Origin of the sequence: Aquisphaera insulae, assembly GCF_011064615.1 — a bacterium.
Lineage (GTDB): Bacteria > Planctomycetota > Planctomycetia > Isosphaerales > Isosphaeraceae > Aquisphaera > Aquisphaera insulae.
In genome coordinates this window covers 62,043-80,196 of the sequence record NZ_JAALJH010000019.1, presented here as the reverse complement: position 1 = coordinate 80,196, position 18,154 = coordinate 62,043, and the positions used below count along the sequence as shown (strand labels likewise).

General features: G+C 68.0%; 18 protein-coding genes. 13 read left to right on the top strand and 5 right to left on the bottom strand.

Going from position 1 to position 18,154, the window contains the following annotated elements:
- Positions 1-71 precede the first annotated feature (71 nt).
- The 3 genes from G6O54_RS13085 (at position 72) to G6O54_RS13075 (ending at position 2,840) form a co-directional block, all read left to right on the top strand.
- Positions 72-827, top strand: a complete 756-nt coding sequence (locus tag G6O54_RS13085; protein ID WP_165225883.1) for an SDR family oxidoreductase — start codon at positions 72-74, stop codon at positions 825-827.
- Positions 828-885: 58 nt separating this feature from the next.
- Positions 886-1,971, top strand: coding sequence for an aldo/keto reductase (locus G6O54_RS13080; protein ID WP_165225880.1), 1,086 nt, complete (start codon positions 886-888; stop codon positions 1,969-1,971).
- Between the two features lie 284 nt (positions 1,972-2,255).
- On the top strand, positions 2,256-2,840 hold the full coding sequence (locus G6O54_RS13075; RefSeq protein ID WP_165225877.1) for a hypothetical protein: 585 nt from the start codon (positions 2,256-2,258) through the stop codon (positions 2,838-2,840).
- A gap of 35 nt (positions 2,841-2,875) precedes the next feature.
- Here G6O54_RS13075 and G6O54_RS13070 read toward each other — a convergent pair whose 3' ends face one another.
- Positions 2,876-3,574, bottom strand: a complete 699-nt coding sequence (locus tag G6O54_RS13070; protein ID WP_165225874.1) for a class I SAM-dependent methyltransferase — start codon at positions 3,572-3,574, stop codon at positions 2,876-2,878.
- Positions 3,575-3,772: 198 nt separating this feature from the next.
- Between G6O54_RS13070 and G6O54_RS13065 the strand changes: the two genes are divergently transcribed.
- A complete protein-coding gene (locus tag G6O54_RS13065) occupies positions 3,773-4,966 on the top strand; it encodes an IscS subfamily cysteine desulfurase (protein ID WP_165225871.1) in 1,194 nt (397 codons plus the stop codon).
- An 86-nt stretch (positions 4,967-5,052) separates the two neighbouring features.
- Positions 5,053-5,382 carry a HesB/IscA family protein gene (locus G6O54_RS13060; RefSeq protein WP_165225868.1) on the top strand — a complete coding sequence of 110 codons (330 nt, stop codon included), beginning with the start codon at positions 5,053-5,055 and terminating at the stop codon, positions 5,380-5,382.
- 118 nt (positions 5,383-5,500) lie between these two features.
- Here the strand turns inward: G6O54_RS13060 and G6O54_RS13055 are convergent, their stop codons facing one another.
- The gene (locus G6O54_RS13055) at positions 5,501-6,484 is read right to left on the bottom strand and encodes a phosphoglycerate dehydrogenase (RefSeq protein ID WP_165225855.1); all 984 of its coding nucleotides are present in this window, start codon (positions 6,482-6,484) and stop codon (positions 5,501-5,503) included.
- A gap of 278 nt (positions 6,485-6,762) precedes the next feature.
- Here G6O54_RS13055 and G6O54_RS13050 point away from each other — a divergent pair, with 278 nt between their 5' ends.
- Together G6O54_RS13050 and G6O54_RS13045 are read left to right on the top strand one after the other, a co-directional pair.
- Positions 6,763-8,253: an endo-1,4-beta-xylanase gene (locus tag G6O54_RS13050; protein ID WP_165225851.1), complete on the top strand. Its 1,491-nt coding sequence runs from the start codon at positions 6,763-6,765 to the stop codon at positions 8,251-8,253.
- A gap of 201 nt (positions 8,254-8,454) precedes the next feature.
- A complete protein-coding gene (locus G6O54_RS13045; RefSeq protein ID WP_205678759.1) occupies positions 8,455-9,141 on the top strand; it encodes a general stress protein in 687 nt (228 codons plus the stop codon).
- Positions 9,142-9,222: 81 nt separating this feature from the next.
- Here the strand turns inward: G6O54_RS13045 and G6O54_RS13040 are convergent, their stop codons facing one another.
- Positions 9,223-9,447, bottom strand: a complete 225-nt coding sequence (locus G6O54_RS13040) for a hypothetical protein (RefSeq protein ID WP_165225848.1) — start codon at positions 9,445-9,447, stop codon at positions 9,223-9,225.
- A gap of 374 nt (positions 9,448-9,821) precedes the next feature.
- On the opposite strand from G6O54_RS13040, the gene ffh reads away from it, so the two are divergent.
- From ffh to G6O54_RS13015, 5 genes are all read left to right on the top strand, one after another.
- Positions 9,822-11,303, top strand: a complete 1,482-nt coding sequence (gene ffh / locus G6O54_RS13035) for a signal recognition particle protein (protein ID WP_165225845.1) — start codon at positions 9,822-9,824, stop codon at positions 11,301-11,303.
- 214 nt (positions 11,304-11,517) lie between these two features.
- A complete protein-coding gene (gene rpsP, locus G6O54_RS13030; RefSeq protein WP_250846867.1) occupies positions 11,518-11,835 on the top strand; it encodes a 30S ribosomal protein S16 in 318 nt (105 codons plus the stop codon).
- 20 nt (positions 11,836-11,855) lie between these two features.
- Positions 11,856-12,542, top strand: a complete 687-nt coding sequence (gene trmD / locus G6O54_RS13025) for a tRNA (guanosine(37)-N1)-methyltransferase TrmD (protein WP_165225842.1) — start codon at positions 11,856-11,858, stop codon at positions 12,540-12,542.
- 71 nt (positions 12,543-12,613) lie between these two features.
- Positions 12,614-13,075, top strand: coding sequence for a 50S ribosomal protein L19 (rplS, locus tag G6O54_RS13020; RefSeq protein ID WP_165225839.1), 462 nt, complete (start codon positions 12,614-12,616; stop codon positions 13,073-13,075).
- Positions 13,076-13,123: 48 nt separating this feature from the next.
- Positions 13,124-13,696, top strand: a complete 573-nt coding sequence (locus G6O54_RS13015; RefSeq protein ID WP_165225836.1) for a sulfotransferase family protein — start codon at positions 13,124-13,126, stop codon at positions 13,694-13,696.
- Between the two features lie 104 nt (positions 13,697-13,800).
- On the opposite strand, the gene G6O54_RS37340 is transcribed toward G6O54_RS13015, so the two are convergent.
- Both G6O54_RS37340 and G6O54_RS13005 read right to left on the bottom strand, forming a co-directional pair.
- The gene (locus G6O54_RS37340; protein ID WP_205678758.1) at positions 13,801-14,958 is read right to left on the bottom strand and encodes a DUF4890 domain-containing protein; all 1,158 of its coding nucleotides are present in this window, start codon (positions 14,956-14,958) and stop codon (positions 13,801-13,803) included.
- Positions 14,959-15,139: 181 nt separating this feature from the next.
- Entirely contained in the window at positions 15,140-16,408 is a 1,269-nt protein-coding gene (locus tag G6O54_RS13005) for a glycosyltransferase (protein ID WP_250846866.1), read from the bottom strand.
- Positions 16,409-16,668: 260 nt separating this feature from the next.
- On the opposite strand from G6O54_RS13005, the gene G6O54_RS13000 reads away from it, so the two are divergent.
- A complete protein-coding gene (locus G6O54_RS13000; protein ID WP_165225831.1) occupies positions 16,669-18,141 on the top strand; it encodes an FAD-binding oxidoreductase in 1,473 nt (490 codons plus the stop codon).
- The last annotated feature ends 13 nt before the right edge of the window (positions 18,142-18,154 follow it).

Genomic DNA, 18,154 nt, shown 5'->3' with positions numbered 1-18,154 from the left:
AGTTCCGCCTGGGTCCAGTTGTATCAGAGCCCGGCGGGGTTGACCACAATTCGCATGGGGAGAGCTCCAGCATGTCGGACAAACGCGTCGCCCTGGTCACGGGGGCCAACCAGGGGATCGGCTTCCAGATCGCGAAGGATCTCGTGGCGCACGGTTTGATCGTGCTCGTCGGTTCACGCGACCACAAACGCGGGGAGGAGGCGACCAGGGAAATCGGGGCGGATGCCCGCGCGCTCCAGCTCGACGTGACAGATCGGGACTCGATCGCGGCGGCGGCGGAATCCATCCGGAGGGAATTCGGCCGCCTCGACGTGCTGGTCAACAACGCGGCCATCTCGAATACGGGCAGGGCGGCCGGGATGACCGTCGAGGAGTACGCCAGGACGAGCACAGCAAGCAAGGTGTCCCTCGACGAGGTTCGCGCGATCTGGGAGACCAACGTGTTCGGCCCGCTGGCCGTCTTTCAGGCGATGCTCCCGCTCCTTCGCGAGGCGCCGGCGGCCCGTATCGTCAACGTCTCGAGCGGCGTCGGCTCTCTCACAAGGACCTCGGAACCGGACTACCCGTATCGCGCGATCTTCGGCCCCGGCTACGCGGCCTCCAAGACGGCCCTCAACGCGATGACGGTCGCCATGGCCATCGAGCTCGAATCGACCGGAATCAAGGTCAACGCCGCCTGCCCGGGCTACACCAGGACGAACCTCAACAACTACTCGGGCACTCAGACCCTCGAGGAAGGCGCCCGCGAGCCCGTGCGGCTGGCGCTGTTGGGGGCGGACGGCCCGACGGGCACGTTCTCGAATTCAGCCGGACCGCTCCCCTGGTGATGAACCTTCAAACGACCGAACCGGGCCCTCAAGCTCGAAACAGGAATGGAGCCAGCCAATGTCGCTGAACTCATATATCACGCTCGGCCGTTCCGGGCTTCGCGTCAGTCCAGTCTGCCTCGGGGCCATGACCTTCGGCGAGGACCTCGGCCCCGTCGGCGCGAGCGTGGAGGACTCCCAAGCGATACTCGCACACTACCTCGATCGGGGCGGAAACTTCATCGACACGGCGAACGGATACACCCGCGGACACTCCGAGACGATCATCGGGGACTTCTTCCGGCAGGGCAAGGGCCGGCGCGATCGCGCGGTGATCGCGACCAAGTTCTTCATGAATCTCTTCGCCAACGATCCCAACGGGGGCGGGGCGGGGAGGAAGGCCATCGTGGCGCAGTGCGAGGAATCGCTGCGACGCCTGCAGACGGACTACATCGACCTGTACTACCTTCACAACTGGGACCGCTTCACGCCCATCGAGGAGACGATGAGCGCGCTGGACGACCTGGTCAGGTCCGGCAAGGTGCGTTACATCGGCATCTCCGACGCCCCGGCGTGGAAGGTCGCCCAGGCGCAGGTGATGGCTCATTTCCGCGGCTGGGCTCCCCTGATCGCGCTCCAGATCGAGTATTCGCTGATGGAACGGACGGTCGAAGGCGAGCTAACACCCATGGCTTCCGAGCTCGGCCTCGGCGTCCTCCCCTGGTCGCCGCTCAAGAGCGGCGCCCTGGCGGGGAAGTACACGCGAGCCAACGGGAAGAAGATGGAGGGGCTGCGAGGGCAGCGGCTCGGAAACCTCACCGAGACGCAATACGACATCATCGATGTGGTCGGCCGCATCGCCGCCGAATGCGACGCCGATCCCTCGGCCGTGGCACTCGCGTGGCTGAAGGACCAGCCGGGGGTGAGCTCCGTCATCATTGGCGCCCGAACGCTACAGCAACTGGAGGCCAATCTCAGGGCGTTCGACCTGACGCTCACGCGCGACCAGATGGTCTCGCTCAACGACGTGTCGAAGCCGATCCTCAACTTTCCCGCCGAGTTCCTCACGCACTCGCCGTCGTACAGCCATGCCGGGGCGACCGTCGATGGTGTCCCGAGTCAGCGGACGTTCCTGGTCCCGAACGATGAAGACCCCCGGTGGTGACCCTGCCCGGCACCGCCGCTTCGACATGAAGCCTGGCGGGCTCCCGCATTGCCCACCGGACGGGTCGCTGGATACCAGACGTTCACGCCGCCTGGTGTGCACGGATGTATCAAGTTCGTCGTTCGTCGTTGGGATTCGCGGACTCTCGGATGCCTCATTTTGCCCATTTTATCGACACTGGGCTTGTCCGGCTGATACAATCTCCCTAACCCGCAATTCTGGTCTCCCAGACTTGCAGGACGTTTCTGCCCGGGACGACTGGATCTGCACCAAGGAGAATGACGATGTGGCCTGGTTCACAGAGAGCTCGCCGAAAAGTCCAGAAGGTCAGCCTTGCCGTTGAGGGCGTGGAGGAGAGGGTCTTGCTGTCGACGGGGATCGCGAATCCCCTCCGTGAACAGGCCGCCCACTTCGCGAAGGCTCCGAAGGCCCAGAAGCTTGTCCTGGCCGGGAACGTGAAGGGGACTTTGGCCCAGCAGATCGATGCCGACACGGTGAACCTGGCAGCGAGCCTCCAGGGGAAGTCGGGCAACAAGAAGCTCGGGAACGTGACGATCTCCGCGACCGGCACGGCGCCGCTCTCGCTCTTGCAGACGGTGGGACGCTCGAAGCTTGTTCTGTCCGGGCTGACCGTCACGCTCACGAGCGCCTCGGGGACGGACACCTCCGCGGGGACACTGACCCTGGGCAAGTCCAAGAATCTGGCCAAGGTTCCCTTCACGGTGAAGGTGCAGATCTCCAACGGCACGGGCCTGCTGGCCGGCGCCTCGGGGACGTACACAATTCAGGGAACCTTCAACGCGCTCAGCACCAGCTCGACGGTTTCCGCCCAGCTCAAGGGGACGATCATGGTGCCGCCCGCAAGCTGACGTCATGGACCGCGGGGGTTCGGAACGTCGTCGGCTTAGGCGTCCACGGTCTGCCGGACGCGGAAGTGGGGGGCGGGGATGCTCGGGATGGATTCCGGAACCACGCCCTCGCTGAGCAGGAAGGGGGCGAGGCCGCGGTGCACCTTCTGGGCCACGGCCTGGAATCCCGCCGCTCCCATCAGGTCGCGGAAGCGCTGAGAGGAGGCGTGGTGGACGTTCCCCTCGCGGTAGGTGACGCAGACATCGTAGATGAACCATCCCCAGGGGGCGTCGCGATAGCCGTCGATGATCAGCAGTCGCCCGCCGGGACGCAGGACTCGCTGCATCTCCTGGACGGCCCGCCCCTGGTTGGGATAGTGGTGGAAGCTGTTGGCACAGGTGACGAAGTCGAACGTGCCGGCGGCGAATGGAAGCCGCTCCGAGTCGCCCCGGACCGGGATCACGTTGTCGGCCAGGTAATCCCAGCGGCGGCGACCCCGGGCCAGCATCTCCGGCACCAGGTCGATGCCGACCACCTCGGCGGCGGGGAGGGCGGTACGGATCCTCGAGGCGAATAGCCCGGTCCCGCAGCCGACGTCCAGGACCCGGAACGGCCGATCGCCCGCCACGGAGCGAATCCGGCGGATGAGCGCCCGATGCGAGGGCCCGAAGAGGAGCCACTGGAGGACGCAGCGGTCATAGCTCTCGCTCCAGCGAGCGAATTCCTCCGCCGCCTGATCTCGGTCGTAGGTCATCGTGGCCTCCATGCCTGATGCCGCTTCGAATCGGTGGGAGAGTGCTTCCGGATGCCGACTTTTTAACCCGGGGACCAGATTTCAACAACCCGGATTCCGGGCGGACGAATTGAATACCGCGCGCCCGCGCCATAAAATAAATGGCGACGAATATGATGGGGAAATCCCAGGGCCGGATCGATGGCCTCGAGGCGGGACGTGCTGAAGCTACCGATCTATCTCGACAATCACGCGACGACCAGGACGGACCCTCGCGTGGTTGAAGCCATGCTTCCGTACTTCGACGCGGTTTACGGCAACGCGGCGAGCATCTCGCACCGTTTCGGCTGGGAGGCGGCGGAGGCCGTGGACGGGGCCCGCCAGGCTGTCGCGAACTCCCTGGGTGCGGATCCGAAGGAGATCGTCTTCACGTCCGGGGCGACCGAGGCGAACAACCTGGCGATCAAGGGGGTGGCCGAGTCGTCCCGGACCAAGCGTCGGCACCTGGTCACGACCGCGGTCGAGCACAAGGCGGTCCTCGACACCATGCGGTATCTCGGCCGTGAGGGCTGGGAGGTGACGGTCGTCCCATGCGACCAGGCCGGCCGGGTCGAGGCGGGGCGGGTTGCCGCCGCGATCCGGGCCGATACGGCCATCGTCTCGGTCATCGCGGCCAACAATGAGGTCGGGACGATCAACCCGATCCGGGAGATCGGCCGGCTCTGTCGCGAGCGCGGGGTCCCGTTCCACACGGATGCCACGCAGGCCGTGGGGAAGGTCCCGCTGGACGTGAACGAGGACAACGTGGATCTGCTGAGCCTCTCGGGACACAAGGTCTACGGCCCCAAGGGGGTCGGTGCCCTGTACGTCCGCCGGCGGGACCCGGCGGTGCGGCTCGCCCCCCAGATGCACGGCGGCGGGCACGAGAGGGGGATGCGGAGCGGGACCGTCCCCGTGCCCCTGGTGGTCGGGCTGGGGAAGGCCCTCGAGCTTGCGGGCCAGGAACGTGCGGAGGAATCGACGCGGCTCCGCGACCTGAGGGACCGGCTGCATCGGGGCATCGCCGAGCGGGTCGAGGAGATTCAGCTCAATGGCCATCCGACCGAGCGGCTTCCCGGGAACCTGAACCTGAGCTTCGCCTACGTGGACGGCGAGGCGCTGATGATGGCGATGCGGGACGTGGCCGTGAGCTCGGGCGCCGCCTGCACGTCGGTCGATCCCGAGCCGAGCCACGTCCTTTTGGCGATGGGACTGGACGAGGACATGGCCCGGGCCAGCCTGCGGTTCGGCCTGGGTCGATTCACGACGGCGGAGGAGATCGAGTTCGCCGTCGAGTCGGTCGCGGCGGCCGTCGGCCGGCTGAGGAGGCTGAGCGCCGCGTGGACGTTTTCAAAAACCGACGGTGAGGTTTGACCCCGCGATATGATAAGGTATCGCGACCGAACGCTCACCGGACGCAGTCCCTGGATTCTACGACGAGCAGAAAAGGAGCCGATTCGATGGGTGTGACCCTGACTGAGAAGGCCGCTGGCGAGGTCAAGAAGATCATCACCGAGCAGAACCTCCCCGAGGGGACGGTCCTCCGCGTCGGCGTTCAGGGGGGCGGCTGCAGCGGGTTCGCCTACAGCCTGAACTTCGACACCGGCACCAGCGATGGTGATCGCGTGATCGAGGCACACGGCGTCAAGCTCGCGGTCGAGAAGAAGTTCGATCCCTACCTCGACGGCACGGTCGTGGATTTCTACGACGGGCTGGAGAAGCGCGGGTTCGTGTTCAATAACCCGAACGTGGTCAAGAGCTGCGGCTGCGGCTCCTCGTTCCAGGTCTGATCCGGAAGAGCGAGTTGAAGGGCAGACCGAAGGGTCTGCCCTTCGTCCGCGTGCCCCTGAATCGCGCGATGGGAACTCGGGGGACAGGCATTCCTCCCTGTCCTTCGGTCCATCATCATCACCATCGCCAGCCCGGGCGGATCTCCTCGTTGACCACGCATCCCTCGGGCCAGCCGCCCCGGAAAAGCTCGACGATGGCCCGGGCGGCGAGTTCCGCCATATCGCTCATCGATTTGCTGTCGGTGCCCCCCACGTGAGGGCTCAGGACGACGTTCGGCAGCTTGATCAGGACGTTCTCCGGGCCCGGCGGCTCCACGCTGAAGACGTCGAGCCCCGCGCCGGCCAGATGGCCGGAGGTCAGGCTGTCGCGCAGGTCCTCATCGACGACCAGGCCGCCTCTCGCCGTGTTGATGAGATAGGATCCGGGCTTCATCGCCGCCAGGAACTCGCGATCGACCAGGCCCTTCGTCTGGTCGTTTAGAGGGGCGTGGAGGCTGACGACATCGGAGACCGCCAGGAGTTCCGGCAGGTCCACGCGGCGGGCCCCGGATTGCTCGAAGATCGAGTCGCCGGCCACCGGGTCGCAGGCGACCAGGTCCATGCCGAAGGCGCGGGCCCGCGAGCAGACCGACTGGCCGATCCGGCCGAGGCCGACGAGGCCGAGGGTCTTGCCGCGGATCGGCGTCACGAGCCGTCGATCCCAGCCGCCGGTCCGGATGGCCTCGGTGCTGTGGGCGACGTTGCGCGTGAGGGCGAGGAGGAGGGCGAAGGCCTGCTCGGCGACGCTGTCCTGGTTGGTGCCCGGGGTGATGACGACCGCGATCTTCCGGCGATTGGACGCCGCCAGGTCCACGCTCTCGTAGCCCACTCCCGTCCGGGCGATGACGCGGAGCCGCGGCGCCAGGTCGATGACCTCGCCGCGGAGCGGTTCGCCGCCGGCGATCACGGCATCGACGTCGGGGAGGTGGGCCCGGTAATCCTCGTCGGTCATGACGAAGCCGGCCTCGGGATCGACGACCGTGAAGCCGGCCTGGTTCAGCACGTCGCGGAAGGGGCCGGGCTGATGGCGGATCAGGTGAGGGCCGATGAGCACCTTGGGCATGGCGGAGGACTCGAGCGGGCGGGAGTGGGGGTCGTTCCTTGCTCGCAACAGGTTAACCACGCCGCGGGCCCGAGGGAATTGGCCACCCGCCCCGCGCCGATGGAGGATTATTCGGCCGGTGAGGTGGAGGAACCGTCTCGAGGGGCGTTATGGCCGTCCGGGAGTCTGGTCAGCGGTCGATAAGCAGTATATTCTAGGAACGGTCGCGGCGAGCCGGCCGCCCGGCTTCGTCGGGCGCACGTGGCGGACCGAGGGTCCTTGGTTGGATAAAGGGCGGCATGGGGGTCCTCAAGTTTAATCTCCCGGCGAATGACGTGGCACGCCGGCTTCCGGGTTTCCGCAAGGCCTACGTCACGGGCCTGGACCGGACCCCCGCCCGGTTGAGCGTCGAATTTCGCAACGGACTGATGTCCTGCTTCCGGGAGACGACCGAGAGCGGACGCCTCTTCGTCCCCTGGCCGATAGCCGGGTATGGCATGCCCATCGTCGGCACGGCCACCCTCGCCGAGCGGCAGTCCCCCTATGTCCTGGCCCTGGAGCTCGCCCGCGGGAAGCTCAACGACGTCCGCAATCAGATGGCCGACTGGGTGCAGCTCGGCCTCCGGATCGCCCCGGAGCTTTCCGCGGCCATCTCCAGCGCCCACAAGGGCTTCGTGGCCGCCGCGCTCTCCAGCGACGACGCCGAGGCTTGCCTCACGGCCTCGCAGGCGAGCCTGGAAGCCTCGAGTCGCGCCGGTGAGCTGCTGACGGAGGCGTATCTCTCGCAGATCCTCCAGAACCGCCTGTCGGCGACGGGGAAGCTGTCCACGCACCTCGGCTGCGTGCTCTCCAGCGATCCCGACAAGACGGCGGGGACCGCCCAGTGGCCGTCGGCATTCAACGCCTGCCAGCTCGGCGTCTCCTGGAGGCAGCTCGCGCCCTCGGAGGGGAAATACCGCTGGGACCAGCTCGATGCCCGGCTCGCCTGGTGCCGCAAGAACCGTCTCGAAGTCGAGGGCGGCCCCCTGATCGAGTTCCGCGCCGCGGCCCTGCCGGACTGGATCTGGCTCTGGGAAGGGGATCACGAGGCGATCGGCGGATTCGTCATCGAGTTCGTGCGCCAGGCGGTCCTCCGCTACCGGGGGAAGGTGCCGCACTGGCATGTCGTCCATCGGCCCGCCTCGCAGGAGATCCTCGGCCTGTCCGAGGAGGAGCAGATCCGGATCACCGCCCGGGCCATCCAGACGGCCCGCCAGGCCGATCCCTCGGCCCAGTTCAGCATCGGCATCGACCGGCCCTGGGCGGAATGGATGAGCCAGAGCCACTTCCAGCTCGGCCCGCTCCACCTCTGCGACTACCTGCTCCGCTCCGACCTGGGGATCTCGAGCATCGCCCTCGAGATCGCGCCGGGCTACACGACGCCCGGGAGCCACCTCCGCGATCTCTTCGACCTCTCCAGGCTCCTTGACCTGTACTCCCTCCTGAATGTGCCCCTGCACCTGATGATGGCCGTGCCGGCCGGTGTGGGGCCGGACCCGCAGGCCGACCCGTCGATCGCCGTTGATGTCCCCCAGTGGCCGTCGGCCCCCGATGAGGCCCTCCAGTCCAACTGGGGGGCCCGCTGGCTGGCGCTCGGGCTGGCCAAGCCCTTCGTCCGATCCGTGACCTGGATGAGCGCGTCCGACGCGCAACCGCACGTCTATCCGCACTCCGGCATCTTCCGCAGCGACGGCACGCCCAGGCCGCTCTTCGCCTGGTTGCAATCCCTGCGCAAGGACGTGATCGCCTGAGGTCTGGCGGATCGCCCCCCGGCCAGTAGCGAGGGATCAAACACGCCCTGAGTGTTGATCCGAATTAATCCAATCCGTCGGCCTCGACGCCACTCGCGGCATTCGCTTTGCGTTATTGATCGTCGACTTCTGTGTCCGGGACGTCCCGCCTCCCCGAGAGGTTGGATGTCCCCCCATGACGATCCAACCAGGAGAATGAGCATGGCTGCCGCGAAGCAGCAGGCGACGATCGTGGGCGTTTTCGACGATAGAGTCCAGGCCGACAAGGCCCTCGACGCCCTGATCAAGGCGGGCTTTCGACAGGACCAGATCGGCGTGGCGATGCGGTCCGACGAGCGGGAAATCGCCTCGACCGGCTCCCCGGGCGAGGAGTCGCAGGCGACGACCGGTGCGCTGGCGGGCGCGGTCACCGGGCTTGGCCTGGGCGCCCTCGCCGGGCTGGGCGTCCTCGCGGGAGTCATCCCCGTGGTCGGGCCGGCAATCACGGCCGGGACGCTCGGCGTCATCCTCACGAACGCCGCGGCGGGCGCGGGGATCGCCGGCCTCATCGGCACGCTGATCGGGGCGGGGATCCCGGAGCACGAGGCCAGGTATTACGACGAGGAGTTCCAGGCCGGCCGGACCATCGTCACCGTCTCCGCGGACGGAAGGGCCGCCGAGGCGTCCTCCATCCTCCGCCAGTATGGCGCCTACGACATGAGCACCCGCGGCTCGGCCGCGTCCTCCTCGTCCGCCGGGCCAGCCGGGGCATCTAGGCCTGCATCCACCTATGCCGAGGGTCGCGAGACAACCACCACCGCCCGCACGACCGGGCCGATCGACGTTCCCGTTGAAGGGGATGATGTGGTCGTCGAGCGGAATCCGGCCCGGACGAGCAGGTCGTCCTGATCGGGCCCGCAAGCAAGAACAACCAGCAAACTCATCGATCTGAGAACGCGGGCACGCGCGCGCGCCCGCGTTCTTGCGTGGTCAGGGCAAGGTCGGCAGATGGGGGCGGACCACGTCCATCAGGCGGCCGGCCTCTCCGGCGTCGAGATTGGCGCTGTGGCGGACGGAGAAGACGCGTTCACCCTGCCAGGAAGGGGTGCGGACTTCCTGCTTGGCGTGGATGATCACGCCCTGGAAGGTGGTGCGCCGGAGCAACTCGTCGATCAGGTCGCGGGTCGAGAAGAAATCAAGGTCGCCTGGATTCATCCGTGCTTCTCCTGATCTCGGACGGATCTCGTCCGCCCGGCGGCGTCGCTTCCTGCGGGGCTGTGGGAAGATCGCATGGTAGCAGAGCACGGCCATTGCGCTCATCGATACTTCTGTTCAGAATTCGGATGCGTCCCCGATCGGCCGCGTCACCGGTGATTCCGGCCGGACTTCCTGTTATAATCGTCGCCGAAGGATGCAAGTCCGAGCCGTCATGGGGTCGAGGGACCGCGGCGGGGCGGCGTGGAAGTCGTGGCTCGGACCCCGGCGGGGCGTCGTTCTCGCGGCGCAGCCTGTACGAGGCGTTGCCGTTGGGATGAACTGTCGGTATACTTTTTTCCTTCGCGATCGCTGAACGCCTGGTGTGATCCTTCATGTTTGACGACCTCCAGAAACGGCTTGGGACGGCCTTCCGTCGCTTTCGGGTCAGCGGCCTGCTGACCGAGGCGAACATGAAGGAGGGGCTGCGCGAGGTCCGCACCGCGCTGCTCGAGGCCGACGTCAACTTCAAGGTCGTCCAGGAGTTCATGGACCGGGTCACGGCCAAGGCCGTGGGGACGGAGCTGATCAAGGCCGTCCGGCCGGAGCAGCAGATCGTCAAGATCGTCCACGACGAGCTCATCGAGCTGATGGGAGCGGCGGACCCGACCGTCCGGTTCGAGAAGGCCGGCGCGACGGTGCTGATGCTCTGCGGGCTGCAAGGCTCCGGCAAGACGACGACCTGCGGGAAGCTGGCGCGGATGCTCGCGGGGCAGGGGCGTCGGCCCATGCTCGTGGCGGCCGACCTCCAGCGCCCGGCGGCCGTCGAGCAGCTCAAGGTGATCGGTGGCCAGCTCAACGTCCCGGTGTTCAGCGAGACCGGCTCGAACCCCGTGAAGGTCTGCCAGGACGCGCTGGTCGAGGCGAATCGCCAGGGCTGCGACACGATCATCCTGGACACGGCGGGCCGTCTCCACGTCGACGACGACCTGATGGCGGAGCTGGTGCAGATCGAGAAGAAGGTGAAGCCGCACCAGGTCTTCTTCGTCTGCGACGCGATGACCGGCCAGGATGCCGTCGCCTCGGCGGAGGCCTTCAACAAGGCCCTCGAGCTGGACGGCGTGATCCTGACCAAGCTGGACGGCGACGCCCGCGGCGGCGCGGCACTCTCGGTCCGCAAGGTGACCGGCGTCCCGATCAAGTTCGTCGGCAAGGGCGAGAAGCTCGACCAGCTCGACCCGTTCGCCCCGGAGCGGCTGGCCGGCCAGATCCTGGGGATGGGGGACATCGTCTCGGTCGTCGAGCGGGCCCAGCAGGCCGTGGACGTCGAGGAGGCCCGTCGCCAGCAGGAGCGGCTCGCGAAGGGGAAGTTCGACCTCAACGACTTCCGCCAGCAGATCGTCCAGATGAAGAAGATGGGCTCCGTGAAGGAGCTCATGAGCATGATCCCCGGCCTCAATCAGCTCTCCGGCGAGATGGGGAATCTCGATGCCGAGGGGGAGATCAAGCGGATCCAGGGCATCATCGACAGCATGACGCCGACGGAGCGGACCCGGCCCGATCTCATCGACATGGCGCGGCGGAGGCGGATCGCCGCCGGCGCGGGCGTGGATCCGGCGGACGTCTCCGGGCTGGTCAAGCAGTTCGACAGCATGGCGGCGATCGTCCGGTCGATGTCCCAGATGAGCATGTTCGACAAGTTCAAGGCCCTGACCGGCCTGGGGCGGGCCGCCGCCAACAACCCCGCGGCCCGGATCTTCGCCCCCAAGGTCGGCACGGGCAAGCGGCTCTCCCCCAAGGAGCGAGAGAAGCTGCGCAAGCAACGCGAGAAAGAGGAGCGGAAGCGTCGCCGCGAGGAGAGAGACCGCCCCACCTGATCGACCGACGGGCCGCCGATCCCCTGCCGGCGAACGGACCGGACGGCCCCGCGGCGCGAGCCCTCGCGGCAAGGGCCGGGCTCGCGGACATGGCCGTCAAGACCCGGAGAGGGCGGATCGAGGCCCCCGCCACCAGGCGGCCCATAGCGATTGAATTCGATTCCCAGGACACGAACGGTAGGCATCAACGTCAGCGAGCGAGAGGAGAACGCGAGTGGTTCGTATTCGAATGAAGTCGATGGGGCGGCGGCATCGCCCTTTCTTCCGGATCTGCGCGATGGATTCCCGCACCCCGCGGGATGGACGCTCGATCGAGGAGCTGGGGCACTATGACCCCATGAGCAGCAATGCAGAGACCCAGACGGTCCTGAACGTCGATCGCCTTCGCTACTGGCTGGGCGTGGGCGCGCAGCCGTCGGAGAAGGTCTCGGCGTTGCTCCGCAAGCACGGCGTGAAGAAGCCGGCCCCGGGCGAGCCGTGGGCGCTGCCCAAGCCGGCTACCCCGGCCCCGGCCGCCACCGAGGCGAACTGAGGCGGGAGCTCGCGACCGCCATGGCCTCGCCCACGCTCCGCATCGATGTCCTGACCCTGTTCCCGGCCATCCTGGACGGATTCCTCGGTCAGACGATCGTGCGCCGGGCGATCGACAAGGGGCTCGTCGCGATCGAGCGCTGGGACCTCCGCGACTGGGCGGAGGGCAAGCACAAGCAGGTGGACGACCGGCCGTTCGGGGGGGGGCCGGGGATGGTCCTGATGGCCCCCCCGGTCGTCGCCGCCGCGGAGGCCGTGCGGGCCGTCGCGGAGCCGGACGGAGAGCTGATCGCCCTCTCTCCGCAGGGGCCCAGGTTGACCCAGGACGCCGTGGCGGAACTCGCCACCCGGCGCCGGCTCATCCTCCTCTGCGGCCGGTACGAGGGCTTCGACGAGCGGATCCTGGAGACCCTCTCGCCGCGCCTGCTCTCGGTCGGCGACTACGTGCTATCCGGAGGAGAGGTCGCGGCCATGGTCGTCATCGACGCCGTCGTCCGACTGGTCCCCGGGGTGCTCGGCGACGACCAGAGTGCCGTGGATGAGTCTTTCGGCCCCGACGGGGGCCTCGAGTATCCCCAGTACACGCGGCCCCGGGAGTTCCGGGGAAGGGCCGTGCCCGACGTCCTGCTCGGCGGCGACCACGCCGCCATTGCCCGCTGGCGACGGGAGCACCGCCGGCCCTCACCGCCCCCGAATCCTACGCCTTGAATGATCCTCGGAATCGAGCCCCCGTCCGCGAGCGTCGAGAACCGCCGACGGTGCCGGGAAAGGAAAGTGCGATGCAGAACCGCCTGATGACCCTGGTCGAAGAGACCTCCCTGAAGCCGACCGTGCCCAAGTTCGAGATCGGCGACACCGTGGACGTCCACGTCCGGATCCTGGAAGGCGACAAGGAGCGCATCCAGGTCTACAACGGCGTGGTGATCGCCCGCTCCGGCAGCGGCACGCGCGAGATGTTCGTCGTCCGCCGGATCGTCCAGGGCGAGGGCGTGGAGCGGAAGTTCCCGGTCCATTCGCCGCGGATCGCGGACATCGTGGTGAAGCGGTCGGGCAAGGTCCGCCGGGCCAAGCTCTACTACCTCCGCGAGCGGTCGGGCAAGGCCGTCCGGCTCAAGGAGCGGTTCGCGGTGACCACCGCCGCCGAGACCGAGGCGAAGGCCGCGGCCAAGGCCGAGCGGAAGGCCGCGAAGGCCGCCACCAGGAAGGCCAAGGCCGAGGCGTCCGCCGCCAAGGCGAAGTGATCGGATCCCGATCGATCGCTCTCCTCACCGAACGGAGGCACGCGCGTCATGGACACGGAGATCGTCATCGTTTCCGGCCTGCCACGGTCCGGCACCTCGCTGATGATGCAGATGCTCGACCGTGGCGGCGTGCGGGCCGTCACGGACAACATCCGCACGCCGGACACCGACAACCCGCGCGGCTATTACGAATTCGAGCAGGTCAAGAAGATCAAGCAGGACGCCTCGTGGATCCCCGAGGTCCGAGGCAAGTCCGTGAAGATGGTCTCTCAGCTCCTCTTCGACCTGCCGGCCGGGGAGGAGTACCGCATCGTCTTCATGGAGCGCGACCTCGACGAGATGCTCGCCTCGCAGGAGAAGATGCTGGATCGCCTGAACCGCGAGGCGGGCCCTCGCGACGACATCAAGGCGGCGTTCGTGAAGCACCTGTCCCGGCTCCGGGCCTGGCTCGCCCAGCAGCCGAACATGCAGGTCCTTTACATCCGATACTCGGACCTGGTGAAGGATCCGGAAGCCCAGGCGAGTCGGATCAACGAGTTCCTCGGCGGGGCCCTCGACGTGGCCGCCATGGCGGAGGCCGTGGACCCCTCGCTCTACCGCAATCGCAAGCCCGCCGGATGAAATTGAAGCCCTCCGACGGACCGGGATGGCTCGAATAAGACGAAGGGCGAGATGACGGAAATCATCTCGCCCTTCTCATTCACCGAAGGCCGAAGCCGACAGGATCACTCCGGCTGAGCGGTCGGGTCGCCGCCGCCGCCACCACCTTCCTGGTCGCCCTGAGCATTCGCATTGCCGCGCGTGCGATTGTTGCGCGTGTTCCGGTTCCGGGCGTTCCCGCGGTTGTTGCCGTTGGCGTTGTCACCGCGTCCGCCGGGTCCACCCGGTGGCATCCGCAGGGTCGCCGTGTCGAACGCCTTCCCCTTCATCTTCGCGAACTCGTCCTTCTGCTCGCTGGTCAGGACGGCGCCGATCTTCTCCTCGGCCGTCTCGCGGGCCTTGGTCATGATCTCGCGAACCTTCTCGAATCGGGCTCGCATCTCCTCCGGGTCGAAGTTGGGCCGATTCGCACCGCCACCGGGACCCGCGCCGTCGCCGCCGGGGCCATCACCTTCGCCCGGAGGGCCGCCGCCGAAGCCACCGCCGCCCGGAGGGCCTCCCTCGTCACCCGGAGGGCCGCCGCCTTGACCGCCCCCCTCGCCGCCGGGCCCGCCCCGGCCGCGCCCGCCGCGGCCCGGGAACGCCTCTCGCGTGGCGGTCCGCATCTCGTCCAGGGCTTCCTTGACCTTGGCATTCTGTTCCTCGGTCAACTTCAGGGCCTTGGCCGTGGTCGGGTTCGCCACCGCGAAGACGCCCTGGTTCTGAAGGTTGATTTGAGAGAGTCGCGATTGCTGGGTCTTGTCGAGGACCTTGAGGACCTCCGCCTCATGCTCCTTGGCCTGCTTCGCGAACGCCTCGCGCTGCTTCTCCATGGCCTCGCGGGCCTGCTCGCGATTCTGATTCCGGTTCCCGCCGCCGGGTCGGTTCCTGCTGAACGCCTGCCGCATCTTGGTCTGCCACGCGGTCTGAAGGCTCTGCACCTTGGTCTTCTGCTTCTCCGTCAGCTTCAGATCCTTCTGGACGCTGGTGTAGCTAAGGAGCATCGTCTCCCCGCCGCCGCCCCCCCCGCCGGGGCCGCCCATGCCGAAGCCGCCCATGCCGAAGCCACCCATGCCGAAGCCGCCGGGGCCGCCGAATCCGCCGGGTCCTCCGGGACCGCCCGGCCCCCGACCACCCCGCTGGCCCCGGGCGGGCGGATCGGGCGAATCCTGGGCATAAACAACGGTCGAGCCCGCGACCAGGGCGGTCGCCGCGGCTAGGATCAAGGCACGAAGAGGCGACATCTTGGACCTCCCAGGCGTGTGGCCGCCCGAACCGGATGCTAACTCCCCAGGGCAGCATCTATGGATTCTAGCGACAAACCGACCGGGTAGGGGCAAGAGATTGATCACGGCCGTCAGAATTGTGCCGGACCCGTCACGTTCCCTCGCGGAGGCCCGGGAGGAGGCGGCCCGGGATGGCCTCTCACGGGCGATCCAGCGCGAGGTGGGGCCGCGGCGGGACGCCGGGTTTCGACGGGCCGGCGACCTCGCCGATGAGCCCGAGGATTCGGCGCGTGAAGACCCCCAGGGCGAACTCCTCGGCGCGACCCCGAGCGTGCCGGGGATCGTGGGGACATCCCGCCATTTCCCACGATTGGAGGCTCGCCATCAAGCATTCGATCGTGGGCTCGCCGTAGAGCCGGCCCACCGAGTTGTCGACCGTCTCCGCGGCCCCTCCGCGGCCCAGGGCGATGACGGGCGTGCCGCAGGCAAGGGCCTCGACGGGCACGATCCCGAAGTCCTCCTCGCCCGGGAAGAGGAGGGCGCGGCAACGCCGGTAATGGTCGCGGATGGCCTCGTCGGACTGCCACCCCAGGAACCGCACCGTCGGTCCCGCCATCGCCTCCAGCCTGGGCCGTTCCGGCCCCGCGCCGATCACGACGAGCGGCCTGTCCAGGCGACTGCAGGCGGCGACGGCCTGGTCGACGCGCTTGTAAGGGACGAGTGCGGAGACGACCAGGTAGAAGTCCTCCCGGCTGGAGGATTCCTGGGGTCCCGCGGGCGTGTAGAAATCGGTGTCGACGGGAGGAGGGATCACCCGGCTATCTCGCCGGTAGCAGGCCGCGATTCGGTCCCGAATCGTCTCGGAGATCGCCACGAAATGAGTGACCCGCCTCGACGTCCGTTCGTCCCACCGGCGAAGCCGCTCCAGGAAGAACCGCGCCGCCGCGAGCCGGACGGGTCGCCGACGCCAGCTTTCGAGGTAGGCCTCGCGGCCATCCCAGGCGTACCGCATGGGGGTGAAGCAGTAGCAGATGTGCGGGACGCCGGCCGGCACCCGAACCGCCTTGGCGACGCAGTGGCTGAGGCTGATCACCACGTCCACGTCGCGAGGCTTCCAGGCCCGCGACGCCATCGGCATCACGGGGAGCAGGTGGCGGTAGTGGCGGAAGACGCCGGGGATCGACTGGAGCCCGGAGGTCCGGATCGCCATGCGTTCGATCACGGAGCTGGTCGAGCCCTTCCGGTGAAGGAGCGTGTAGAGCGTCGCGTCCGGGAAGGCGCGGCAGAGGACCTCCAGGCACTTCTCGCCGCCCCGCATGCCGGTCAGCCAGTCGTGCACGAGTGCCACCCGAAGCCCGGCGATCGGGCCCTCCGCCGGCTGAGCCGCCATCGCCCCGCGCTCGGGCGCCACCAGCATCCCGGCCCGATCTCGCTTCGCCGTATCCGCTTCCCGGACGCTGGCATCCATGCCGGCCTCCTCGATTCCGACCATTCCGGTCGGCACTTGCCGCACTCTCCCGTCGTTCCCGATTTCCGCGGGGAGGCTACTCGAATCCCGGACAATCGACAAGGTGGTTGCGTGGTCCAGGGCGTTCACACGCTTCCAACGGGCCGGCGACCCGGACCGGCCTTCTCCGCGACTCCTCGCCGTACCTTCCTGACAAGGCCCCGACGGGCGGTTACGATTGACGTCAGGACTCCCCAGACCGAGCCCCGGAGGCCCGTTCCATGGCCCCGCACGCCGTGACCTCGTCCACATCCGTGCAGTCGGGGCGCCTGATCGCCGACTTGACGGCGATCGTCGGCGCGGAGAACGTCCTGCACGACCGACAGGAGCGGCTCGTCTACGAATGCGACGGGTTCACGATCAACCGGAACATTCCCGACGCCGTCGTCTTTCCCACCGGCACGGACCACGTGGTCGAGATCGTGAAGCTCTGCAACCGCCTGGATGTGCCGTTCGTGCCGAGGGGAGCGGGGACGAGCCTGGCGGGGGGGACCCTGGCCGTCGGCGGCGGGGTGATGATCTGCCTGACCCGGATGAAGCAGATCCTCGAGATCAACGTCCGCGATCGGTACGCGATCGTCGAGCCCGGCGTGGTGAACGTCTGGCTCACGCGTGCGCTCGCGGGGCGAGGCTTCCACTACGCCCCCGACCCATCGAGTCAGACGGCCTGCACGATCGGCGGCAACGTCGCGACGAACTCGGGGGGGCCGCATACCCTGAAGTACGGGGTCACGGTGAATCACGTCCGCGGCGTCCGGCTGGTCCTCCCCGATGGATCGGTCGTCGACGTGGGGGGAATCACGCCGGATCCGCCCGGCTACGATCTCGCCGGGCTCGTGGTCGGCAGCGAGGGGACGTTCGGCGTCGTCACCCAGGTGACGGTCGGCCTGACCCGCGACCCGGAGGCGGGCCGCACCTTGCTGGGCGTCTTCGACACGGTGGAGGCCGCGACCGAGGCGGTCAGCGGCATCATCGCGGCCGGCATCGTCCCCGCGGCGCTCGAGATGCTGGACAACCTGATGATCCAGGCGGTCGAACAGGCCTTCGGCTTCGGCTTCCCCACGGAAGCCGGCGCGGTCCTGATCATCGAGGTGGATGGCATCGATGCGGGCCTGGATGCCGAGGCCCGGGCCATCGCGGCGATCGTCGAGGGGCGCGGGGGCCGCGTCGAGCGTTCCCTCGCGTGGCGGACCCGCAAGGAGCCGGAGTACGTCGCGATCTGGAAGAGCCGCAAGTCCGCATTCGGGGCGATCGGCCGGCTCAGCCCCACCTTCTGCACCCAGGACGGCGTCGTGCCCAGGACCCGGCTGCCGGATATCCTCCGGTTCATCCAGGACGTTTCGCGGCGGCACGATATCCGGATCGCGAACGTGTTCCACGCCGGCGACGGGAACATCCATCCGATCCTCCTCTTCGACGAGACCGACCCGGGGCAGGTCGGCCGGGTCCTCCTCGCCAGCCACGAGATCCTCGAGGAGTGCATCCGGCTCGGCGGGTCGGTCACGGGCGAGCACGGCATCGGGGTCGAGAAGATGGCCCTGATGCCCCGGCTCTTCTCCCCCGAGGACCTGGCGGCGATGGTGGCGATCCGCGATAGCCTCAACCCGGACGGCCGATGCAGCCCGTCGAAGTTGCTCCCGACCGGGGGGCATTGCATCGAGCGGGCCGCGCCGGGCCGGCGGTCCCCGGCCTGAATATCGAACGGGC